The sequence below is a fragment of the Paraclostridium benzoelyticum genome, assembly GCF_001006285.1.
GTDB classification, from domain to species: domain Bacteria; phylum Bacillota; class Clostridia; order Peptostreptococcales; family Peptostreptococcaceae; genus Paraclostridium; species Paraclostridium benzoelyticum.
In genome coordinates this window covers 24429-48707 of the sequence record NZ_LBBT01000184.1, presented here as the reverse complement: position 1 = coordinate 48707, position 24279 = coordinate 24429, and the positions used below count along the sequence as shown (strand labels likewise).

Annotated in this window: 19 protein-coding genes; 17 read left to right on the top strand and 2 right to left on the bottom strand. The window is 28.2% G+C overall.

Annotated elements, in window-relative coordinates:
• Positions 1-78 precede the first annotated feature (78 nt).
• The 3 genes from VN21_RS08610 to VN21_RS08600 all read left to right on the top strand — a co-directional run bounded on the left by VN21_RS08610 (position 79) and on the right by VN21_RS08600 (position 4536).
• The gene (locus VN21_RS08610; protein WP_046822885.1) at positions 79-1332 is read left to right on the top strand and encodes a DEAD/DEAH box helicase; all 1254 of its coding nucleotides are present in this window, start codon (positions 79-81) and stop codon (positions 1330-1332) included.
• A 421-nt stretch (positions 1333-1753) separates the two neighbouring features.
• A complete protein-coding gene (locus VN21_RS08605; RefSeq protein WP_046822884.1) occupies positions 1754-2320 on the top strand; it encodes a 5S rRNA E-loop-binding protein in 567 nt (188 codons plus the stop codon).
• A gap of 380 nt (positions 2321-2700) precedes the next feature.
• Positions 2701-4536, top strand: a complete 1836-nt coding sequence (locus VN21_RS08600) for an LTA synthase family protein (protein WP_046822883.1) — start codon at positions 2701-2703, stop codon at positions 4534-4536.
• Between the two features lie 56 nt (positions 4537-4592).
• Here the strand turns inward: VN21_RS08600 and VN21_RS08595 are convergent, their stop codons facing one another.
• Positions 4593-5204, bottom strand: coding sequence for a TetR/AcrR family transcriptional regulator (locus VN21_RS08595; RefSeq protein WP_046822882.1), 612 nt, complete (start codon positions 5202-5204; stop codon positions 4593-4595).
• A 308-nt stretch (positions 5205-5512) separates the two neighbouring features.
• Here VN21_RS08595 and hypB point away from each other — a divergent pair, with 308 nt between their 5' ends.
• The 13 genes from hypB (at position 5513) to VN21_RS17865 (ending at position 21218) form a co-directional block, all read left to right on the top strand.
• Positions 5513-6181, top strand: coding sequence for a hydrogenase nickel incorporation protein HypB (gene hypB, locus VN21_RS08590; protein ID WP_046822881.1), 669 nt, complete (start codon positions 5513-5515; stop codon positions 6179-6181).
• Between the two features lie 35 nt (positions 6182-6216).
• The gene (locus VN21_RS08585; RefSeq protein ID WP_046822880.1) at positions 6217-8901 is read left to right on the top strand and encodes an FAD-dependent oxidoreductase; all 2685 of its coding nucleotides are present in this window, start codon (positions 6217-6219) and stop codon (positions 8899-8901) included.
• 30 nt (positions 8902-8931) lie between these two features.
• A complete protein-coding gene (locus tag VN21_RS08580; RefSeq protein ID WP_025161839.1) occupies positions 8932-9867 on the top strand; it encodes a DUF5692 family protein in 936 nt (311 codons plus the stop codon).
• Between the two features lie 151 nt (positions 9868-10018).
• Positions 10019-10690 carry a response regulator transcription factor gene (locus VN21_RS08575; RefSeq protein WP_046822879.1) on the top strand — a complete coding sequence of 224 codons (672 nt, stop codon included), beginning with the start codon at positions 10019-10021 and terminating at the stop codon, positions 10688-10690.
• Positions 10678-11829: a sensor histidine kinase gene (locus tag VN21_RS08570; RefSeq protein WP_046822910.1), complete on the top strand. Its 1152-nt coding sequence runs from the start codon at positions 10678-10680 to the stop codon at positions 11827-11829. Before VN21_RS08575 ends, VN21_RS08570 begins: the two co-directional genes overlap by 13 nt.
• A gap of 99 nt (positions 11830-11928) precedes the next feature.
• On the top strand, positions 11929-13326 hold the full coding sequence (locus VN21_RS08565) for an ABC transporter permease (RefSeq protein WP_046822878.1): 1398 nt from the start codon (positions 11929-11931) through the stop codon (positions 13324-13326).
• 4 nt (positions 13327-13330) lie between these two features.
• Entirely contained in the window at positions 13331-14026 is a 696-nt protein-coding gene (locus tag VN21_RS08560; protein ID WP_046822877.1) for an ABC transporter ATP-binding protein, read from the top strand.
• 40 nt (positions 14027-14066) lie between these two features.
• The gene (locus VN21_RS08555; RefSeq protein ID WP_046822876.1) at positions 14067-14423 is read left to right on the top strand and encodes a hypothetical protein; all 357 of its coding nucleotides are present in this window, start codon (positions 14067-14069) and stop codon (positions 14421-14423) included.
• Positions 14424-14615: 192 nt separating this feature from the next.
• Positions 14616-17624 carry an AAA domain-containing protein gene (locus tag VN21_RS08550; protein WP_046822875.1) on the top strand — a complete coding sequence of 1003 codons (3009 nt, stop codon included), beginning with the start codon at positions 14616-14618 and terminating at the stop codon, positions 17622-17624.
• Between the two features lie 294 nt (positions 17625-17918).
• Positions 17919-18161: an MBL fold metallo-hydrolase gene (locus VN21_RS08545; RefSeq protein ID WP_332840856.1), complete on the top strand. Its 243-nt coding sequence runs from the start codon at positions 17919-17921 to the stop codon at positions 18159-18161.
• Entirely contained in the window at positions 18149-18472 is a 324-nt protein-coding gene (locus VN21_RS08540) for an MBL fold metallo-hydrolase (protein ID WP_046822873.1), read from the top strand. The genes VN21_RS08545 and VN21_RS08540 overlap by 13 nt, the downstream gene beginning before the upstream one ends.
• A gap of 159 nt (positions 18473-18631) precedes the next feature.
• Entirely contained in the window at positions 18632-19330 is a 699-nt protein-coding gene (locus tag VN21_RS08535; RefSeq protein ID WP_046822872.1) for a response regulator transcription factor, read from the top strand.
• Complete coding sequence (locus VN21_RS17865) at positions 19305-21218, top strand: histidine kinase dimerization/phospho-acceptor domain-containing protein (RefSeq protein WP_052952020.1); 1914 nt, start codon at positions 19305-19307, stop codon at positions 21216-21218. The genes VN21_RS08535 and VN21_RS17865 overlap by 26 nt, the downstream gene beginning before the upstream one ends.
• Positions 21219-21362: 144 nt before the next feature.
• Here VN21_RS17865 and VN21_RS08525 read toward each other — a convergent pair whose 3' ends face one another.
• The gene (locus tag VN21_RS08525; protein WP_046822871.1) at positions 21363-22088 is read right to left on the bottom strand and encodes a MurR/RpiR family transcriptional regulator; all 726 of its coding nucleotides are present in this window, start codon (positions 22086-22088) and stop codon (positions 21363-21365) included.
• Between the two features lie 149 nt (positions 22089-22237).
• On the opposite strand from VN21_RS08525, the gene VN21_RS08520 reads away from it, so the two are divergent.
• On the top strand, positions 22238-24220 hold the full coding sequence (locus VN21_RS08520; RefSeq protein ID WP_046822870.1) for a fructose-specific PTS transporter subunit EIIC: 1983 nt from the start codon (positions 22238-22240) through the stop codon (positions 24218-24220).
• Positions 24221-24279 lie beyond the last annotated feature (59 nt).

Genomic DNA, 24279 nt, shown 5'->3' with positions numbered 1-24279 from the left:
TTAAATGGCATAGGAAGTGTTTATTTTATTTTGTAAACAATTTAGATTAATATAAAAGGAAACAAAAAGGAGATATAAATGCTATTTACAGATTTAGACATAATTAAACCAATACAAAAAGCACTAAAGGAAGAAGGATATTTAAAACCAACACCGATACAATCAAAGTCAATAACACCATTATTAGAAGGTAGAGATTTATTAGGATGTGCACAGACAGGTACTGGAAAAACAGCATCTTTTGCAATACCTATAATACAACAAATATATAATGATAAAAAATCACTAAAAGGTAAAAGAACTATAAAAGCGGTAATACTAGCACCTACAAGAGAATTAGCAATACAAATAGAAGAAAACTTTGCAGCTTATGCAAGACATACAAATATAAAAAGTTTAGTTATATTTGGAGGTGTATCTCAAAATCCTCAAACTAAAGCATTAAAGCAAGGGGTAGATATACTAATAGCAACTCCAGGTAGAATGCTTGATTTATATAATCAAAAATTCTTAAAATTAAATGATGTTAAACACTTTGTTTTAGATGAAGCTGACAGCATGTTAGATATGGGTATGATACATGATGTAAAAAGAATAATGAGTTACCTTCCAAAGGTTAGACAAAATATATTTTTCTCAGCTACTATGCCAAAGGAAATATCAAAATTAGCAGATTCAATATTTAAAAATCCAGTTAGAGTAGAGGTTGCACCAGTTTCATCAACAACTGAGATGGTTGACCAAAATATTTACTTTGTAAGTAAAAAGCAAAAGACAAATTTACTTATAGAGTTATTAAAAAGTAACCCAAAAGAATCTGTACTTGTATTTTCAAGAACAAAACATGGAGCAAATAAAATAACACAACAGCTAATATCATCATCAATAAGTGCTGCTGCAATACATGGCAATAAGTCACAAAATGCAAGACAGCTAGCATTAAATAATTTTAAAGAAGGTAAGATTAGAGTACTGGTAGCAACTGATATAGCTGCAAGAGGGATTGATATTGATGATCTACCATATGTAATAAATTATGATTTACCAGAAGTTGCAGAGACTTATGTTCATAGAATCGGAAGAACAGGAAGAGCGGGAAGAAGTGGTAGAGCAACAGCATTTTGTGCAATGGAAGAAAGAGATCTTTATAAGGCTATAGAAAAACTTATAAACAAAAAGATTGAAGTTGTAGAAAATCACAGCTTTGCATCTAGTGCAGAGGATATAACTGTATCAGGGAATAAGAACAATAGAGGTAGAAAAAGACCTAACAGAAATAACGGCAATAAAAGCAAAGCTAAATTTACAAATAAAAATAAAAGTAAAAATTAAAAAATAGTTGGAAAGATAATCTTAATATAAGTATGATTAGTTTATGTCATTGAAATTTATGAAAAAGGTATTGATTTTTTAATCAATACTTTTTTTATTACAAGGGAATTTATATGTAATTACAATAAAAGTATATACGATTAGGAAAATGGTTGCCTTGATTTTGGGTCGTAACTGCTATATACTATAATTAAAATTACAAATAAAAAAGAACCGTCTTTAGAGAAGGGCTTTTAGTATCGCGCTTATTGCGTTGTATGAAGAGTCTTTTTTTTTATTAGGGTTCAAAACAATTAAGACTTTTACATTGAAGTACTTTTGACAGTCTAGTTTTAAATAATTTAACTTCTATCGATTGTTTCATTGCAACGTACTGCGTTGCAATTAGGCATATATTATAAAATAATTAGGAGGAAACAAAATGGAAACTATTAATGTTCAAAAACGTAATTTTAATTTAAAGGCAAAAAAAATGAGACGACTCGGGTTGGTTCCTGGAAATGTATTCGGGAAATCTTTGAAAGATCCAATATCTATTCAAATGGAAGAATCTGTTGCACGCAGATTGATTCGTCTAAATCGTGAAGGTAGTAAAGTGGTGATGAATATTGAAGGACAAACAATGCCGGTACAAATCAAGGAAAAATCAATGAATAGAGTGAACGATGAAATTTTAAATATTAGTTTTCAAGCATTAAGTGCAAATGAAAAAGTAAACAGTGTAATTCATATTATTGTTGTCAATGATGCAAAAATCCAAGGGGTAGTGGAGAAAATGCAGCTTGAAATTCCATACACATCTTTACCTAAACATATGATTGATACTATAACTATTGACGTTGATGGAATGAAGGCAGGTAATGTTATAACTGTTGGAGAAATTCCTGAACTACAGAGTGACAAAATTGAATTACAAGTTGATCCAGAAAATATCGTATTACGTATAAGTGAGAAACAGAATAATGCTTTGGAAGCTGTTGAAGGATAAATAAATATTAAGAAAATATAATTATAGAAAGAGTTTGGATTGTTATACACTTTGGTGTAAAAACATGAAAAGCTCTTTTTTTTATTTTTGAGAGGGGAATAACAAATTTATAGTACGAACTGCCTTTTAGAAACATTTTAATTGAAAATTAGTAAATAAGCGATAATATAAGAAAGTTAGCTAAAAGAACCTAAAAAATACATAAAAATAACAATATTCTACAAAAATAAAGGCAAAATATGGTAATATATATAAGCGGGTAAATGATTCAAATTAATTTTTAGGTTTTGCTAATTAGATATGTCTACATCCTATAATTTGATGTTTATGTAAGCTAATAAGTAAATTAACAGAATGAAATATTTATTAGGAGGGAACTTATGCAAATAATAAGTTATTTAATTCCAGGTATTTTGCTATCTTTAGTTGATTATTTTTTATTTGAAAATAATAAAAAACCTTTGGCTATTATAAAAAAATTATTATTTTTTATTATATTATTTAATATAATATCATTAAATTTAGTAAAATACGTATTTAATCAACCTCAGATATTAGAAGGGGTTTTGTACACTACAACTGCATTTCCATATAAATACATGGCATTCACGTTATTTTTAGGAGTTTGCTTTATTTTTGCAAAAGGAGTATTGAACTCAAATGTTAGCTTTTCAAAAATTACTAATAAAATGAGTAAAAAAGTATTAGTTGTTAGTATAATATCTGTTGTATTTTTTGTAATTGGAGTAACATTTGTATTTTTTTCAAGATGGTTTGTCAATTTCTTTGGTGAAATTACTCCAGAGCAATTTCTTTTCAATTTAAAATCTCCACTTAAAGGAACAGCTTCTGGTATGTCTCAAGAGATTTTAAGTAATCCAATATTTAAAACAGTAACATTAACTACTATATTTTTAATAGTTTTAAACTTTAACTATGATATATTTGTAGTTAAAAATCATGTAAAAATTAAGATACTGTCTCAAAGATATTTAAAATTGGCATCTATTGTATTATCATTTATAGTTTTAATAGGAGGCGTAAGTTATGGATTTGGAAAATTGCGCTTAAAAGAAGTTTTTAGTGCATATTTATCTAATTCAACATTCATAGCAGATAATTATGTTGACCCTAACAAAACTAAAATATCATTTCCTAATAAAAAAAGAAATTTAATTCATATTTATTTAGAGTCTGTGGAAAATTCTTACTTATCTAAAGATTTAGGTGGTAATATGGATGTTAATCTAATGCCTGAATTATATGAATTATCAAAAGAAGGAGTATCTTTCTCAAATAATGATAAATTAGGAGGACCTTACCAAACGTATGGTTCATCTTGGTCTGTAGCATCTATGATAAATATGGGAATGGGAATTCCTTTAAAAATACCTATGGATGGTAATTCATATGGAACTTCTGGTAGTTTTTTACCTGGAGCTATATCTATAGGAGATATGCTAGAATCACAAGGTTATAATCAGACAATAATGTTCGGAGCTGATGCTGATTTTGGAGGACTAACAACTTATTTTAAAACTCATGGTAACTTCAATATATTTGATTATAAAGCTGCTAAAAAGAAAAAACTTATTCCACAAGATTATGCTGTTTGGTGGGGATTTGAAGATGATAAATTATATGATTTTGCTAAGGATGAGTTAACTAGATTATCTAAAGAAGGTAAACCATTTAACTTTACTATGGAAACCGCTGATACTCATTTTCCAGATGGGTATCTATCACCTAATGCAGAGAAAAAACATGACTCTCAATATGCGAATGTTATTTCTTACTCAACAAAAGAAACAGTTGAATTTGTAAGATGGATTCAACAACAACCATTTTATGAAAATACTACTATTGTACTAACAGGAGACCATTTAAGTATGGATAAAAACTTTTTTAAAGATTTTGATCCATCGTATAAAAGAAATATATTTAATTTAATATTAAATTCTCCAGTACAAACAAAAAACACAAAAAATAGAGAGTTTGCTCCATTTGATATGTTCCCAACTATTTTAGCTAGTATGGATATCAAAATTAGTGGTGATAAGCTAGGATTAGGAACAAATTTATTCTCTAACCAAAAAACATTAATAGAAAATAAAGGACTAAAAACAGTAGAGTCAGAGTTAGGAAATAACAGTAATTTCTTTAATGACGAATTTATATCTGAAAACAAAGATAGTGTATATTCACCTATGAAATAATTAAAAGAAAATGATTTTAAATTTTTAGGACTGTGAGATAAAACTCACAGTCCTTTTTAGTTATGCTTAATATGTTTTTGAGTTTTAAAATTAGAAAGAAGTAAGTTTAATTCAAATTCCATTCTGGATTTAAGATCATAACTTCCCTCATGAAGACACCAGTCAAATATGGTACCTCTAGATATTCTCATAATTATCATAGTCAAATCAAATGAAGAAATAGAGCTATTTAACTCACCACTTTTTAGTGAATCTTCTATAATAGATCTAACTTCTAATGCTATATAACGGTCAGGTTTAGTAGAATACTTTGATTCTATTGAAAGTAAATTTTTATATATTTCACTTACAAATACCCAACCAAGTTCTTCCATGACAATAGCACCTTCACCTAATAAAAATAATAATTTATCGAGATTTAAATCTAAATCTTTTGTTTCAAGTCTATCTAATACTAAAATATCAACTTGTTCATAAGCCGTGTTGATTATTTCTGCTTTTGATTTAAAATGATGATAAAAAGCTCCTATTGAAATTTCTGCAGCTTGGCAGATATCTTGAATTTTTACACTATCAAATCCATTTAATTTAAAAAGTTCAGTTGCTACTTGTGTAATTCTAAGTTTGGTTGCAATAGCTTGTTTTTGTCTATTAGTTAATTTTTTCATGACAAATACCTTTCTATAGCACTGCAATGTGAATACAGTAAATTATATAATTATTTAGTATAGCATAAAAAAAGTAAATATATAATGAAAAGTTGTGAAAGAAAGCAAATGAAAACGACATGTATACATTTACAAAATATGGTAAAGATGATATATTTTAATTACAGAATGTGATTCGGTGAAATTAATTCTGTGTTGAATGTTACAAAGTTAACAAATGATGATATAAGATTAATCAAAGTAAAAGGATTGATTGTAAATATACTAAATACTTTTAACAATATCAATAAATATTAGGGGGTAAGTTTATGGAAAAGTATAAAGTTATAGAGATAAAGGAAAGTGTTTTTAAGAATAATGATGAACAAGCAGATTTGCTTAGATCTGACTTAAAGAAAGAAAATACTTTTTTATTAAATTTAATGTCTTCTCCTGGTTCAGGGAAGACTACAACAGTTTTAAGAACTATTGAAGCTTTAAAAGATGAGATGAAAATAGGGGTTATGGAAGCTGATATAGATTCAGATGTTGATGCTGATACTGTTTCAAAAACAGGGGCAAAGGTAATACAGTTACATACAGGTGGAATGTGTCATTTAGATGCAGATATGACTAAGCAAGGTTTAGTAGAGCTTGGAACAGATGATGTTGAATTTGTAATATTAGAAAATGTGGGGAATTTAGTATGTCCAGCAGAATTTGATACTGGTTCTTCTAAAAATGCTATGATACTTAGCGTACCAGAAGGACATGATAAACCTTTAAAATACCCATTAATATTTTCAGTAGTGGATGTGGTTTTAATAAATAAAATTGATGCTATAGAGTATTTTGACTTTGATTTAGATTTAGTTAAAGAACATATTAAAAAAAGAAATCCAAATGCAAAAGTTATAGAGATATCAGCTAAAACTGGAGAAGGTATAGATGAATGGGCTAATTGGATAAGAGAAGAAGTAAAGACTTGGAATAATTAAAAAATATAAAAATTATAATTTTTAGGGGGATTAAGATGGCAGTTAAAGAAAAGGTTCTTCAATTTGCAAACCAAGTTAGTGGAAAGAAACCAGGGTCTAGAGGGTACTTTGGTGAAAATGATGCACGTTATAGAATTTTAGAGCCAGTTGTAACAGATGAAATGGCAGAAGTTTTACTTTGTATGGAGATTAGAAAGAAAACAACAGCTGAGAAAGTAGCACCTTTATGTGGTAAGAGTGTTGAGAAGTGTACAGAGCTACTATTAGAATTATCAGAAATAGGGGTAGTTTTCGTTAACGAAATAGATGGTGTAGATACTTTCTGGTATGAAACTTGGGTACCAGGAATTATGGAAATGATGGTTAACAATAAGGAACAGGCTAAAAAATATCCGCAAATTCCTAAAGCATTTCATGATTATGGTGTGGAAAATGGACCAAGATCTACAGGAAGTTTTCCTCCAGGTGTAGGGCTTATGCGTGTTATTCCAATAGAAACTGCAATAGATGGAGAAACAAGAAGAGCTTCATATGAGGAAATATCAAAATATTTAAATGAGAGTGATAAATTCTCTGTATCAGACTGTTCATGTCGTACAGCAAGAGAAAGTATGGGAGAAGGATGCGGACATCTAAAAGAAGATATGTGTATTCAATTAGGCCATGCAGCTGAATACTACATAAGAACAGGTAGAGGTAAAAAAATAACTAGAGAAGAAGCTTTTGAAATAATAAAAAGAGCTGAAGAAAATGGGTTAATGCACCAAATACCAAACTTAGATGGATCAGGAAAAACTCATGCAATATGCAATTGCTGTGGATGTTCTTGTTTAGCACTTAAGGGTGGAAATATGTTTGCAAATACTGATATGGTACGTTCTAACTATGTATCTAAAGTAGATAAAGATAAGTGCGTTGCTTGTGGAGAGTGTGTAGTTAACTGTCCAACTAATGCTTTAAAACTTGGTCAAAAATTATGTTCTAGTAAACCTATTGTAGACAAAATAGAAAGAAAAGAAACGCCAAGAAATACTAATTGGGGACCAGAGAGATGGAATGAAGATTATAGAATTAATAGAGAAGATGTAGTAGAAAGTGGAACAAGTCCATGTAAGACTGCATGCCCTGCTCATATAGCTGTTCAAGGATATATTAAACTTGCATCACAAGGAAGATACAAAGAAGCTTTGGAACTTATAAAACAAGAAAATCCATTCCCAGCTATATGTGGTCGTATCTGCCCAAGAAAGTGTGAATCAGCATGTACAAGAGGGGATATAGATTCACCAATAGCTATAGATGAAATTAAAAAGTTTGTAGCTGAACAAGACTTAAAAGAAGAGCATAGATTCATTCCTAAAAAAAGACATAATTACGGTAAAAAGATTGCAATAATAGGTGGAGGACCTGCTGGGCTTTCATGTGCATATTATTTATCAATAGATGGATACAAGGTAACAGTATTTGAAAAACAAAAAGCTCTTGGTGGTATGTTAACTTTAGGAATTCCTTCTTTCAGATTGGAAAAAGAAGTAGTTAATGCTGAAATAGAAATACTAAGACAAATGGGCGTAGAATTTAAAACAGGTATAGAAGTAGGTAAGGATATTACATTAGATGAATTAAGAAAAGATGGATATAAAGCTTTCTATTTGGCAATCGGGGCACAAGCTGGTAGAAGATTAAATATAGAAGGTGAAGATGCAGAAGGTGTTATACCAGGAGTAGAATTTGTACGTGATGTTAATTTAGGTGAAGATGTAAAACTAAATGGAAAAGGAGTTGTTATAGGTGGAGGAAATGTTGCGATAGACGTTGCAAGAAATGCAACAAGAGTAGGTGCAGATAGTGTAAATATGTTCTGCTTAGAAAATCGTGAACAAATGCCTGCTTTAGAAGAAGAAATAGAAGAAGCTTTAGAAGAGGATATAGTAATAAATAACTCTTGGGGACCTAATAGAATAATTGTAGAAGATGGAAAAGTAGTAGGGGTTGAATTTAAGAAATGTGTTTCTGTATTTGATGAAAACGGAAGATTCTCTCCAGTATTTGATGAAGAGAATTTAAAAGTAGTAGATGCTGATTATGTTCTAATTTCAGTAGGTCAAAGTATTGACTGGGGTGATTTACTTAAAGGAAGTAAAGCAGAGTTAAATCCTAATAACACAATAAAAGTTGATGGATTTACTTATCAAACAAATGAACCTGATATATTTGCGGGAGGAGATTCATACACTGGTCCTAGATTTGCAATAGATGCAATAGCAGCAGGCAAACAAGGAGCTATATCAATTCACCGTTTTGTTCAGCCAGGGCAAAGTTTAGTAAATGGACGTGATAGAAGAGATTATCATGAATTTGATAAGAAAAGCTTACAATTAGAAGGATATGACAATATGCCAAGACAAAGACCAAATCATAAATCTGGCGTAGATGCAAAAGAATCTTTCAAAGATATGCGTCTTACTTTTACAGAAGAACAAATGAAAAAAGAAACAGAAAGATGTTTAGGTTGTGGAGCTACTGTTGTAGATGAATATATGTGCGTAGGTTGTGGTCAATGTACTACAAAATGTAAGTTTGACGCTATATCATTAGTAAGAAAATATGATGCAGAAGGTGTAGCTTATGAAGATTTAAAACCAGCAGTAGTTAAAAACGTTATAAGAAGAAAAGGTAGAATAATAGGAAAGAAAGTTAAGGATGTATTTGCAAAATAAAATTAAAATAAAATAGATTAGGGGTGCATTATGGGGATTTTATATGAAAAAATGACCTTTGAAGGATGGGGAATTTTCCTATTTGTATTACTTGCATTGATGGCATTTAATGAACTTGGAAGATCAACAAAATGGACGGGAATATTATTGTTTATAATAGTGCCTACATTTTTAACAATTTTTGTTTGGCCAACTACAGCAGCGCCAGGCAATGAATATGGAACAGGAACTTGGTTTAACTGGGTTAAAACTTATTCGGCACTTGCTGGGTGTGTTTGGTTTATGGCTCTTAGATATATTCCATCGTTACAAAAGAAAAAATGGGCATTGGCTCTTCCAGCGATTATTTTAGCATTAAATATATTTGAAGCTTCTATTAGAGATTTTCAAATTTTCACTTATGGATTAACTGATGGTGGAGTCGTAGATAATCTTTGGACTATATCTGGACCTTGGAATATTATGAATGGTATAGCAGGTTTATTAAATATAGTTACAATTTGTGGTTGTTATGGAATATTTATATCTAAAGATAAAACAAAGGATATGATATGGCCAGATATGATATGGACATGGGTTATAGCTTATGATGTATGGAATTTCGCTTATACTTATAACTGTATATCAGACCACTCAATTTATTGTGGAGTAGCTTTATTACTTTCATGTACAATACCAACTTTCTTTATAAAAAAAGGAGCTTGGTTGCAACATCGTGCTCAAACATTAGCTCTTTGGATTATGTTTGTTATGACTGTTCCTCAATTTGCTGATAGAATAGCACCAGTTCCTACAACACATAACAAAACAGCTTTCTTTGTGGTAAGTTTAATATCTTTAGCTGTGAATGCAGCTTTAGCAATTTACCAATTTAATAAGGTAAGAAAAAATAAACTTAATCCAATAAAGGATGAAATTTACACAGATACTGATGCGTATCAACAAGTATTAGCTGAAAATAAATAGATAAAAAAATGTAGTTATTAAGTGTGAAAACTTAGTAACTACATTTTTTTTTATTTATATTGTATAACCTGTTAACATTGGATAAACATTAAATATGATAAAGTATAATGATATAAAATTTTAATTTATTGATTTATAAGGAGATATAAAAATGAGATTACTAGTTATAGAAGATAATATAGAACTGTCAAACTCAATGAAAAAAGGGTTAGAAAATATGAACTTTAAAGTAGATATATCAAATACTGGAGAAGAAGGAGAGGAGAAAGCAAGCATTAATGAATATGATGTTATATTATTAGATTTAAACCTTCCAGATACTGATGGAATAGAAGTACTAAAATACCTTAGAAAAAAGTCAATAGATACACCAATAATAATAATAACAGCAAGAGATAATGTATCAGACTTAGCAATAGGATTAGATAATGGAGCAGATGATTATATAACAAAGCCATTTCAACTATTAGAAGTTAGGGCAAGAATTCACGCAGTAATAAGAAGATTCCATGGGAGAACTAATCCAATTATAAATATTGGAACTTTAAAACTTAACCCAGTAAATCGTACTGTGTATATAGATGAAAAAGAGGTAATACTTGCAATAAAAGAGTTTGATATATTAGAGTACATCTGCTATAAACACCCTGCAGTTGTTTCTAGTGAGGAAATTGTAGAACATGTATATGATGAAAACTTTGATCCATTTTCATCAGTATTAAGAGTACATATATCAAGGTTAAAAAATAAATTGAAAAATATACAAGGTCAAGATGTATTAGTTAATGTTAGAGGAAAGGGCTATTGTTTATGCGTAGAGTAAACTTTAAAAGTGGACTAGCTATAATAATATATTCATTAATACTATCACTTGTTATAGGAGTTGGATTATATAAAATAAAAGGATCTTTTAATAATTTAGAAGCTAAAACAAATATAAAAGATGCGAAAGCTATTATTATTAGTACTTCTATATCTAATGAAGGAGATTTAATATATAGAGCACTAAAGGAAGGCAGTTATCCAAATTTAAAAGAGTATAATGAAAGCTTTGAAAGTCATAAAATGACAGGTACAAGTAAGTTAGTAGATGTAGCTGAAATCGGAAGAGCTTACCTGAAGATAGGATTTAAAGACATATTAAGTATAGTTTTAATCTTTTTCTTTGTTTTAATATTGTCATCTTTAATATTGTGGATAGTATTAAATAAGATTCATGATAAAGAAATAGAAAATATTGTGAAAAATTTAAATGAACTTGATGATGATTTTAATCCATACTTAGTAAGCAAAACTTTTGGAATAGCTTATGAAAATATAAAGGAAAAATTTAAACAAAATTTAGAGGACTATAAAAAGTTAAATTCTTATTTATCACATGAACAAAAAAATGCTATTGCTATATTAAGAACCAATTTAGAAATAGACAACAATCAAGAGTATATTAAATTGATAGATAATATTACTGATAGTATAGATGATGTATTAACTTTAAGTGACTTAAAAACAGATGATGAGATGGTGGGGGTAGATGTTTCTTTAGTATGTGCGAGTGTTTGTGATATATATCAAAAAAATTATAAAAATATTGAGTTTGATTTTGATGAAGAAAATAATACAACTATTTTGGCTAAGGAAAGATGGATATATCGAGCAGTAAGTAATTTGGTTGATAACGCAGTAAAGTATGGTGAGAATAAAAAAATAAGAGTATCTGTAAGAAATAAATACAATAGCGTAATAATTAAAGTAGAAGATAACGGAATTGGGATGGAAAAAAATTTTATAGATAATATATTTAACAATAAATATAGAATTAATGATTTAAAAAAAGATGGATATGGTATAGGTTTAAGTTTAGTATCACATGTGTGTGATTTATGTAATGGAATAGTAGTGGTAGATAGTGAAATAAATAAAGGGTCTTGCTTTTATTTATCCTTTTCTGAATACAAGAATTAATATTTATTTTTAGATTTTAAGGTGAGGGTTAACATTGAGTAAACAATATATTTATTATAATTTACTTATAGTAAAACCTAAAGAAAAGGAGAATTTCATATGTATATTTTTAAAAATGCATTAAAAAATTTATCAAGGAATAAGGGGCGAAATACATTATTAGGAATTATAATGACAGCTATACTTTCTTGTACAGCTATATCTATTCTTATTAATACAACATCTAATGAGATAATAAATGATTATAAAAATAGATTTGGAGCTGAAGTTTTTATACAGTCAAATATGGAGAAGACACAGGAAAAAATAAACGAAGGAAAAGTTGAGGAGTTAAATAAAGGAGTACCTAACGATATTAAAGAAAAACTTTCTAAATCAAAGTATATTAAGGAAACTATATTTAGTTTAACATTTAGTGGTTATAGTGATAAGATTAAAGCTTTAGATCAACCAGAGGGTTCAGATGATTTGGATTTGAGCAATGTTGTAGCTATTGGTGGTAACTCAAACCTTAAAAAAAGTCCAAACTTAAATGTTTTAGGAGGACTTAGTAATGATGGTAAAAAGGAATTTAAAAATGGAACAAGAAAAATCATAGAAGGTAAAATGCCACAAAAAAATAATGAAGCTATGGTTAGTAAAGAGTTTGCAAAGTTAAATAACTTAAAGGTTGGGGATAAGATGCAAATTAAAAATCCTCAAGATCCAGATAATTTAGAGTCACTAGATTTAACTATATCAGGAATATATTATGATGGAGCACAGTCTAATGATTATGGAATTAAGCATCATATGTTAAATAGAAGCAATGAGATTATTACAACATATGATACTTTAAAATTGTATGATGAAAAATCTGAAGAAGATTTAGTTACTATGGATGCAAAATATTACTTAAAAGATCCAGATTTAGTAGATGAGTTTAATAAAGAAGCTCATGAGATGGGATTAAGTGATTTATTTGATTTATCTGTAGATGCAAGTAGTTACAATAGTATTGTTAAACCTGTAGAAGGATTAAAAAATATTTCAAAGATATTTATGACTTTAGTTTTAGGATTTGGAGGAAGCATACTAGTTTTAATTTCTATTTTAGCTATTCGCGAAAGAAAATACGAAATAGGTGTTTTAAGAGCTATGGGTATGAAAAAAGGCAAAGTTGCGTTAGGTTTAATCTTTGAAACACTATCTATGATACTTATTTCTTTAAGCATAGGATTAACCATTGGAAGCATATGCGCTCAACCAGTTTCAAATATGCTTTTACAAGGACAAATAGATGCTCAAAAACAAGCTGAATCAATGAGTATGACTGTTGGGTTTGGGGGTCCAAGTACAACAGCACCAGCTTTAGAAAAATTAGACGTATTTTTAAGTGGAGAAGCTATTTTAATCATTACACTAATAGCATTATTACTAGGAGTAGTATCTGCTGGTATAGGCATTTTATATATAAATAGATATGAACCAAGAAAAATACTAACAGAAAGGAATTAATGATATGAGTTTACTAAGTTTAAAGGATGTAAGTTATAGATATGAAGGTGCTAAGAGAAATGTTTTTGATGATATAAATATAGATTTTGAAAAAGGAAAAGTATATGGAATAATAGGAAAATCGGGAGCGGGTAAAAGTACTTTATTATCATTAATATCAGGGCTTGATACATGTAAAAGTGGAGAAGTTTTATACAAGGATAACAGTTTGAAAAATATAGATAGAGATTTATATAGAGCAAAGGATATAGGGGTTATATTTCAAGGATACAATTTACTATTAAATGCTACGGCTAAAGAAAATATATTATTATCTATGAATATAAGCAACTCTAAGCAGGAAAACAAAGATAAATACATAGATGGTTTACTACAGGATGTAGGTATTGATTCTGATAAAGTAAATAGAAAAATTTTAAATTTATCAGGAGGAGAGCAACAAAGAATTGGGATAGCTAGAGCGCTATCACATAATCCAGATATAATAATTGCCGATGAACCAACTGGAAATCTTGATAATGAAACTGAAGAAAAGATTATGGATATTCTAGTATCATTAGCTCATAAACATAACAAGTGTGTTATCATTGTTACTCACTCAAAGAAAGTGTGTTCATACCTTGATGAAATTTGGGGATTAAAATCTGGAAAATTATTATTTATAAAAGATGAAAAGGAAAAAGTTAATACTGACAAATAATAGAAAATAAATTAAACACAGTATATGATAGGAGGATGTTATGAAATCGTCAGATATAAAAAAGGTACCAAAGCTCACAGTTATATTATATATATGTGCAATATTAATGGCTCTAAGCACTATATTTATTATATATAAATCAAATGTTTACATATCAGATTTAGTTAAAGAGGGATTTGATCCTAAAAAGGAGTTAGTAGAAGTAATAAATTATTACTTAGTTACAGTTACACCATTTGTATTTTACACAATATCTTTAATTACTTTAGGATATATAGTTAAAAAGATATATTATATAACAGAAGTCAAAGAAGAAATAAAAGAAAAAAGTATATATTTAGAAAGAGTACCAGAAAATAAAGATGATGAAATAGATGACTTTTTTAGTGATATATAATTATATAACAATTAGAATAGAAGAAAGAAGTAGTTATTATTTCTTGGAGTTAGCATATTAGCGAGACCTATGAAAAGCACATTGATAATTTTATCAATGTGCTTTTATTTACGTCATAAACACAAAATATGGAAAAAAATGTAATAAAATGTTAAAGTATAAATAAAATAACATTAAAATGGGGCGTAATAAATGATTAACAACATAACTAGGTATTTTAGAAGTGCTTTAATTGCAAAAAACCAAGGATTTATTGATATAAAAAATCTAGACAATAAATATGAGATTATTGATAAGATAGATTTATATAGAGGTACTATTGATTTAGATATTGTAAACAAACTGCAGTTATCTAGTAAGGAAAATAGAGGCTCAAAAGATAAAAGCATAGATGTAATAATAATATCAAAGGTTATAAAAACTAAATTTATAGATACAAGAGTATTAAATAATAGGTTAAAAAGTTTAACTGGTATATTATATATGCCAGCGAATATTGATAAAGACGGAAATTTAAGTATGAGTGAAAAACATCCGTGGATACCTAGAGAATTTTTATCTCCTATGATAGAACCACAATTAAGTTTAGGCAATGTAGAAGATATTGATGATTTTCTATCAAATAGTACTGGTCAAAGAGAAAAAATAGAAAGTTGGAAAGATTATTTTAATTATACAAAAGATTTCTATGAGTATGTTATTAAATCTAAATATGATGAAAATACATTGAACTTTAATAATGAAAATATTGAACTTGAAGAAAATATATATATTATTTTAGATGATACAGTAAATGCATCTTTTCACATTGAAGCTTTATATAAAGATATATTAAAAAACGATACTTCTAAGTTATTATATGAAAAATTTATAACTCCGAGTATTGAAAAATCTATGGAATTAATACCGAACGATTCTTATTTAAAGATGAAAGAACATAAGGGTCAAATGGGAGGAGAGTATCCTCTTTCTGAATCACAGAGGGAAGCACTTAATCACTTTTCAGAAATAAAAGATGGAGATCTATTGGCTATAAGTGGACCACCAGGAACAGGAAAGACCACTTTATTACAGTCTATAGTGGCAGATTTATATGTTAAGAATGCTATAAAAGAAGAAAAAGCTCCGGTAATAGTTGCATCATCTACCAATAATCAAGCTGTAACTAATATTATAGACTCATTTGGTGGAATCTTACCAAAAGGGATTAAAAATTTAGAAATGCGTTGGATTGAAGGTATCAACAGTTTTGCAACTTATTTTCCATCAAGTACAAAGAAGGATGAATCCGTGAAAAAGGGGTATCAGTGTACTAGTAATAGAGGTAATTTATTTGCAGAAGATATAGATTCTAGTGAAAATATAGTTAAGTCAGAAGAAAAGATGTTGTTTAATGCATCTAAATATTTTGATAGTGAAATTAAGGATATACATGCATGTAAAAAGATATTGCATGACGAAATTATTAATATTGATAAAATAAAAAATAAAGTTATACAAGAATTACAAGATTTAAGAGATGTAATCGGTGAAGTAAGTTTAGATAAATACATTCAGAATATAGATGATAAAATATTACAAAGTAAGAATAAGATATATGATTTCAAATATAAGTTAGAAATAAATGAAAATAAAATATATGAGTATAGAAAGAGAACAGTAGAATGGGAAAATATATATTCGAAATTGCCTTGGTATGTTAGGGTACTAAGTAGATTTAAGGTCTTCACGAGAAAAATAAAAATTCATTTGCAGATTTATATAGAATCGTATGAATATGAACTCATGGATAATTTTAACTCTATAGATGATATTTATGCTTATTATGTTAGGTTAATTAATCATTTAAACAAAGAAAAAATTGATTATAATGAAGAAGTAAAAATAATAAAGAAAAGCATAGAAAATAGTGAAGATGAATTAAATCGTTTAAAAATTCTTCAAGAAAAAATTAAATTAAGTTTTACAGAGTTATTAAAATATAATAATGAAAGTGAAAGTAAAGTCAATAAATATATAAATGAATGTTCTATATTAAAAGTAAATGACTATTTAGATACCAGTGTGAGATATATAGAATTCTGGTTAGCAGTCCATTATTATGAATGTAGATGGCTTCTTAAAGAGGATTATTTGACAGAAAAGCAAAGAGGTACAACGTATTCTAATGTTATATCATCTTTATATCATAGACTGGCGATGGTTACCCCATGTATGGTAATGACGTTTTTTATGCTTCCAGGACAATTCAAGATTTACAATAAAAATGAAAAAATAGATAATTACTTATATAATTTTATTGATTTATTAATAGTAGATGAGGCAGGTCAAGTTTCGCCTGAAGATGCAGCGGCATCTTTCGCACTTGCTAAAAAGGCTATTATAGTAGGAGATGAAAAACAAATACCTCCAGTCTGGGGAATAAATGCTGCTTTAGACGAATCATTAGCAATAAAGAATAATGTTGTAAATCAAAATTTAAGTTTTGAAAGACTAAAGATAACAGGACAAAACTGCTCTCAATCAAGTGTGATGAAGGTTGCAGTTAACTCATGCAAATATGATAAGTATGAGAAAGGATTATTTTTAAGTGAACATAGAAGATGTTATAACGAAATAATTGCATATTGTAATGAATTAGTATATAAAGGGAGGTTGAAGCCTTGTAGGGGGAATGGAAGTGAGGATAAGAAATATCCTATTAAGAAATATCCTCATATGGGGTATAAAAATATTAAAGTAAGCACATCGGAAAAAAAGGGAGGTAGTAGAGTTAATAAAATGGAAGCTGAAGAAATTGCGAAATGGATATCACAAAATTATCAAGTAATAATAAATTCATATAATAACAGTGGTGATATAAAGGAGAATGAAATAATAGCTATAATTACTCCATTTAAAGCTCAGGTGAAAATATTAAAAAAGCAATTGGAAAAATATTTAGGAAAAGCATCAAAAAATGTTTCTATAGGAACTGTTCATACCTTTCAAGGCGCTGAAAGAAAGGTAATAATTTTATCTACTGTATATGGCGATAATGATGGTTGTTTTTTTATAAATCATAATGAGAGTTTAATGAATGTAGCAGTATCAAGAGCAAAAGATGTATTTTTAGTTTTTGGTTCAAGATCATGTTTAGATTCAAAAGGAAGTAGTTCGAGTGCTATATTAAAAAAATATACTAATTATGAGATTGTATAATTTAATTAAGGAAAATAGTTACGGATAGAATGAAGTAACCTTAATACATTAAACTTGGTAATTTATAGCTAGTATGAGGTTAGATAAGATTTAAGGAAATTAAAAAATAGATATATTTTGAATATGCTTAAGAATAGTACCTAAGTATTTATAATCATAAGACCTTGAATGTGGGGGTGATATAGTTATAATCTATATAAAATGATTTGTAATTATGGAGGTAGAGGCATGAATACATTGACTGCGGATATCCTAAATTTCTAAGATTAATAGAATAGTGTTCAAAACAAAAATATATATTTAAGTAAACTGACGAAGTTAATTATAATGCATCATGATTTTGATCATATGGGGTCAGCTGCTGATTTAAAGTCAAAGTATTCTAATATAAAAATATTAGCATCAGAAAAAGATGAAAGTTATATTAATGGAAAAGAAAAATCATTAAGACTTCAACAAACAGAGTCAATTATTATAGTTTGTCAGAAGAACCAAAAGAAGGGGCACTTAATTTTCAAAAGAAATTGGAATCAGTAGAAAATGCTGATGTAGATATAGAGTTAAATGATGGTGATAAGTCTAATTGTTGCGGTGGGGTTGAGATAATTGAAACTCCAGGTCATATATCAATTTACATCAAGGAAAGTAAAACACTAATAGCTGGAGATGCTTTAGTTATTGAAAATAATAAATTGTGTATGGCAAATCCGCAGTATACTTTGGATATGAAAGAAGCTAAAAAATCTATTAAAAAGCTATTAAATTATGATATTGATAGAGTTATATGCTATCATGTTGGGATATGTAATACAGATATAAAAAACTCATTAAACAATATTAGTATGTAAATTTACTTTTATTAAAATCACTCTTATTTCAATTAAGGGTGATTTTTTATTTGCTTATAAATATTAATAAAATCTTAATAAATCATTGATTTTATCTTAAAGAATAGTTCTTATACTATTATTTATAAACATGGTAAAATGATAAGCGAGGTGAGGAAAATGATAAAAGGGAATGTATTATTAGTTGATGATGATAAAGATATAGTTAAATCTATGGAAATACATTTAAAAAACGAGGGGTTAAAAGTGTACAAGGCTTATGATGGAGTAGAAGCATTAGAGCTATTAGTTGAAAAGGAGATTCATCTAATTCTAATGGATATTATGATGCCAAAAATGGATGGATTAAGTGCAACATTAAAAATTAGAGAACAAAAGAATATACCAATTATACTAGTATCGGCAAAAACTCAAGATACAGATAAAATAATAGGGCTTAACATGGGAGCGGATGATTATATAACAAAACCATTTAACCCCCTAGAATTAGTCGCGAGAGTTAAGTCTAATTTGAGACGATACATTGCACTAGGAAATTTCAAACAAGAAAATCTAGAAGAATTAAAAAATGGAGCGTTGGTTCTTGATAATGCTAGTAAAAAAGTTACAGTAGATGGGGAAATAGTAAAGTTAACTCCAATGGAATATAAGATATTAGAAATGTTATTAAAAAATCAAGGAAGAGTATTTTCATCTAGGCAACTATATGAAAGTATCTGGGAAGAACCTGGATATAATTGTGACAGAACAATAGCAGTACATATAAGAAGGATAAGAGAAAAAATAGAAATAAATCCTAAAGATCCAAAATATATAAAGGTGGTATGGGGAGTTGGATATAAAATTGATAAGACGTAAAAATTTAGCAGCGTTAGTTATATGTTTTTGTATAAGTATAATTGGCGCTAATATTCAAAATATATATTTTTATATAGACTATTTAAATAAAGATTTTTATAAAAGCTATGAGTTCGAACGAGCTTTGTATGAAATAGCAACGAATTCTGTATATACAGTAGTTGGAGATAATGCAAGCGAAAAAATGATTAATTATAGAAATGAAAGCCGAGAATTTATTTCTAATAACACTTGTGCTCAGATATTTGTTATGAATAATAAAAGTAAGGAAGTATATTCGAATAATATTTTTGAATTTAATAAATATATGAAATCTGTAGAAAACTATGCAGAGATATATGAAATTAACTTCAAACAAAACACTATGTATAAGCTAATAGATGGGGAGAAAGTTAGAGTATCTACCAAGAATTTTGGAAACTTATCACAAGCAAGAAAAGAGGATGTTAGCACTTATATAGCGATACCATACACTTATGATATACGAGAGTATAAAAATACTAACGATAAGGAACCTTTATATATAAGATATATACAATTTACTAAAAATAATAGAGATGCAAAGATTTTTATATACTCTAAAATAATTGCATTAATAATATTAGTCGCATACTTAGCTTTATATATAATGAAGAATAAAAATCTAAATAAGAAAGTTATATTTACAAATTTATTATTAATTTTATTAGCCTTAATATTATCAATATTACAATCTGAAGTATATGGATGGAGTATTTTTTATCCTATTATTAACACAGGATTACTTTATATTGTATATTATTCAAGTCAATTATTGAGAGGCGAAAATCAAGAAGGTAGGTTATTTTCTAAGACGTTAATAGTAAAAAAAATAGAGGATTTAAAGATAAAAAATGCTACATTGTACACTATAATAAAATATATATGGGTTTTTATACTAGTATTATTAATGCAAGTTATTTCAATTTTTATATCAGAGGATAATTACATAGTAAATGAATTTATAATGTATATTGCTCCGTTTATATATATAACTTTATGCATAATTGCTATTTTAGTTATAATAGATAAAGTAAAAAAGATTGAAAAAATAAGAAATGGAATTTCTGAAATAAAAGATGGAAATATAGAATATAAAATAGAGATAAAGAAAGATTCATTATTTAATGATATAGTATGCGACATAAATGAAATGGGACAAACTATAAATGTAGCAGTTGAAGAAAGAGTAAAAAGTGAGAGAATGAAAAATGAACTTATCACAAATGTATCTCATGATTTAAAAACTCCTCTTACAGCTATGATTAACTATATAAGTTTAATGAAAAATGAAGATATACAACCTGATTACATAAAGGATTATATACAAGTTTTAGATAAAAGGTCTCAAAGATTAAAAGTCTTAATCGAGGACTTATTTGAAGCATCTAAGATTGGAAGTAACAATATAGAATTAGATATAGAGAAAACAGATATAAACCAATTACTTACTCAAACTCTAGTAGAGATGGAAGAATATATAGGTGAATCTAAACTAGAATTTATAGTGAATACACCTGATCATGAGGTATACATATTAGCAGATGGTAAAAAGACTTTTAGAGTATTTGAAAATATAATTTCTAACATACTGAAATATTCTTTAGAGGGAACTAGAGTATATTTAGACTTAGAAGCAATAAATGATAAGGTATATATAAGTTTTAAGAATGTATCTAAGTACAAGCTTAACTTTAATCCAGATGAAATAACTGAAAGATTTACAAGAGGAGACTTATCAAGAAATACTGAAGGATCTGGACTTGGGCTTGCGATAGCTAAGGGATTTATAGAAGCTCAAGATGGAAATTTAAAAGTAGATATAATAGGTGATTTATTTATTGTTAATATAGATTTTAATTTAGAATAGCTAAAAATTAAAATCATTAATATATCTAAAATTAAAAGAAAACACATTGATAATCTACTCAATGTGTTTTTTCTTTATAAATTAATCAATAGAATAATTATAACAAAATCATAGCGTATATTTATATTATTAAGAAGATAAAAATTATAAATTTAGATAAGTTTCAAATAATATATCTATTACTACCAATAGAGTGGACCTTGGGGTAGTATCATATCCGGAAATTTTAACTTGCTGAGAACTTGTATTAATAGGAATATCAACCAGTGTTGATAGTCTAGATTTGGGTCTATTTATAATAGCTGCTGTAGTAAATTGTTTATATTTAAATTTTTCGCATGAAGTAATTAACGTATTTGTCTCACCGCTATTAGATACAAAGATAACTAAGTCTCCATATTGTATATTTTGATCTAACAAGTCAATCATATGAGACTCATATACATAAAAACTATTTTTATTTACTTGCATTAGTAGTTTAGAAAAATATTCTCCAATAGGTTTTGATAAACCTACAGCTACTATTACAACTTTATTAGCATTTTTAATACTTTTGGCTAATTTGTTTATATTAGTAGTATTAAGATTTGCTATATTTTGATTTAAGTTAGCTATGATATCACTAATTTGCTGTTCTCTATCTTTAGTGAAATCTTCTTTATCTAAATCTTTGATTATATGTTTCAGTTCAGAATATCCAGATAGTCCTAATTTAGAACACATTCTTATTATGGTAGTAGTACTTACGCTATTTATTTCAGCTAAAGCTGTTAATGACAAATTTTTTGATTGAGATATATTAGAATCTATGTAGTAAAAAATATGCTTTTCAGCATGACTGAGATTATTTAATTTATGTGAGAATTTCATTACAAAGCTACTGATATTAATCACCGCCTTTATTTTTATTAAAAAGTACAAATGTACTTTTAATGTATAAGAAAATGTTTTTCTTGTAATATATAATACTATTATAAGTTAAAGATATATTTAAGTAAACGTTTTATAGGAGGATGAAAATGAACTTAGCTAATATGACTAACAAGAATCTAATTATGCTAGATTTGAATGTTTGTACAAAAGAAGAAGCGATAAAGTTATTAATAGATAAACTTTATTCTGAAGGTGTCGTTAGTTCACAAAAAGAGTTTTTTAATACTGTAATGGAAAGAGAAGCACATTCTCCAACTGGATTAGAAAAAGGATTAGCAATACCTCATGGTAAGTGTGAATCAGTAAATAAAGCTGCTTTTGCAGTAGCTAGATTAAACAATAAAATATCTGATTGGGAGAGTATAGATGAAAATAATGAAGTTGATTTAATATTTTTATTAGCTATACCTAAGGCAGAAGAGGGTTCTACTCACTTAAAATTACTATCGGAATTATCTGTATCATTAATGAATGAAGAGTTTTACAATTCTTTAAGAACGGCTAAAGATTCTAAAGAATTTTTAATGAACTTGAATAGTGAAAAGAAAGAAAGTAAAGAAGATAAAACATATACAAAAACTGTACTAGCTATAACTGCATGTGCAGCTGGTATAGCTCATACCTATATGTCTGCTGAAGCATTAGAAAAAGCAGGTAAAAAGATGGGAATAAAGGTTATAACGGAGAAACAAGGAGCTAATGGTATAGAAGATAGACATACTAAAGTACAAATAGAAGAAGCAGCTGGAGTAATATTTGCTAGTGATGTTGCAGTTAAAAATATGGAAAGATATCAAGGGAAGCAATTTGTAAAAGTTAGGGTTGCAGAGCCTTTAAAGAATGCAGAAAAATTGCTAACAAAAGTATTAGAAAATCCAGATGGGAAAGTAGAAGTTTCTAATGAGGAAGTAGCGGCTTCATCTGATTCAGGAGCTAAGCAAGGTATATTAAAAGAAATGGTAGAAGCTGTAATGACAGGTATATCTTATATGATTCCTGTAATAGTTGCAGCAGGACTTATGATGGGGATTGCTAAGTTAGCAGCAATGGGATTAGGACAAATAGATAATATGGATACTTTAACACAAAGTGGAAATCAACTTTATGCGCTGCTAGGATATTTAGATAAGTTTGGTGGAATGATATTTAAATTTATCTACCCAATATTTGCCGCATATGTAGCATATTCAATTGCTGATAGACCAGGGTTAGTACCAGGATTTATGGGTGGTGCTTTTGCAGGTGGATTACATTTTACATTTTGGGGAGTTGAGGGTGGAGTACCTTCAGGTTTCCTAGGAGCTTTAATACTAGGTTTAGTTTCAGGATATGTAACTAAGTTTTTAAATGAAAAAATAAAATTAAATAAAAATTTACAAGCAATGAAACCAATGTTTTTATTACCAGGAATATCTGTACTAGTAGTATTTTTATTAAACTTCTATTTAGTAGATCCTATATTTGGCGGATTAAATGGTTGGTTATCAAATGTAATAGCATCTTTTGGAACAGGTTCGACGATAGCATTAACTGCAATAATAGCAGGATGTACAGCATTTGACTTAGGAGGACCAATAAATAAGGCAGCAGGAGCAATCGCAATAGGTCTTGCAGCAGACAGTATATTCCCATTAACAGGAAGAGTACTAGCTATAGTAATACCTCCAATAGGTTTAGGATTAGCTACTGTTTTAGATAAATATATAGTTAAGAGAAGAGTATTTGATGAAAATTTAAGAGTAGTAGGAAATACATCTATATTACTTGGATTAATTGCAATAAGTGAAGGTGCTATACCTTTCATGTTAAAGAACCCATTAATAACAATACCTATAAATGTAATAGGGGCTATAATAGGTTCGACAACAGCTGTAATGTTAGGGGCAGTTCAATGGAATCCATTGCCAGCTATATGGGGATGGCCTTTAGTAGAGAATTTATGGGCTTATATATTAGGGTTAGTAGTAGGTTGTATGTTTATAGCATTAGCTAATATATTTATTAGATTCTATTTAATAAAGAAAGAAGAAGCTAAGAACTCAGATGATAGTATGAGAAAAATATCTTAATTAAAGGGGGAATTATTCAAAATTAAATTAGTTTTGGATAATTCCTATTTTTAAAAATT

Coding starts and splice junctions, on each gene's coding strand:
- VN21_RS08550 (WP_046822875.1), top strand. CDS start 14,616: ATGATTAACAACATAACTAGGTATTTTAGAAGTGCTTTAATTGCAAAA.
- hypB (WP_046822881.1), top strand. CDS start 5,513: ATGGAAAAGTATAAAGTTATAGAGATAAAGGAAAGTGTTTTTAAGAAT.
- VN21_RS08560 (WP_046822877.1), top strand. CDS start 13,331: ATGAGTTTACTAAGTTTAAAGGATGTAAGTTATAGATATGAAGGTGCT.
- VN21_RS08575 (WP_046822879.1), top strand. CDS start 10,019: ATGAGATTACTAGTTATAGAAGATAATATAGAACTGTCAAACTCAATG.
- VN21_RS08570 (WP_046822910.1), top strand. CDS start 10,678: ATGCGTAGAGTAAACTTTAAAAGTGGACTAGCTATAATAATATATTCA.
- VN21_RS08595 (WP_046822882.1), bottom strand. CDS start 5,204: ATGAAAAAATTAACTAATAGACAAAAACAAGCTATTGCAACCAAACTT.
- VN21_RS08565 (WP_046822878.1), top strand. CDS start 11,929: ATGTATATTTTTAAAAATGCATTAAAAAATTTATCAAGGAATAAGGGG.
- VN21_RS08605 (WP_046822884.1), top strand. CDS start 1,754: ATGGAAACTATTAATGTTCAAAAACGTAATTTTAATTTAAAGGCAAAA.
- VN21_RS08535 (WP_046822872.1), top strand. CDS start 18,632: ATGATAAAAGGGAATGTATTATTAGTTGATGATGATAAAGATATAGTT.
- VN21_RS08610 (WP_046822885.1), top strand. CDS start 79: ATGCTATTTACAGATTTAGACATAATTAAACCAATACAAAAAGCACTA.
- VN21_RS08585 (WP_046822880.1), top strand. CDS start 6,217: ATGGCAGTTAAAGAAAAGGTTCTTCAATTTGCAAACCAAGTTAGTGGA.
- VN21_RS08580 (WP_025161839.1), top strand. CDS start 8,932: ATGGGGATTTTATATGAAAAAATGACCTTTGAAGGATGGGGAATTTTC.
- VN21_RS08600 (WP_046822883.1), top strand. CDS start 2,701: ATGCAAATAATAAGTTATTTAATTCCAGGTATTTTGCTATCTTTAGTT.
- VN21_RS08520 (WP_046822870.1), top strand. CDS start 22,238: ATGAACTTAGCTAATATGACTAACAAGAATCTAATTATGCTAGATTTG.
- VN21_RS08525 (WP_046822871.1), bottom strand. CDS start 22,088: ATGAAATTCTCACATAAATTAAATAATCTCAGTCATGCTGAAAAGCAT.
- VN21_RS08555 (WP_046822876.1), top strand. CDS start 14,067: ATGAAATCGTCAGATATAAAAAAGGTACCAAAGCTCACAGTTATATTA.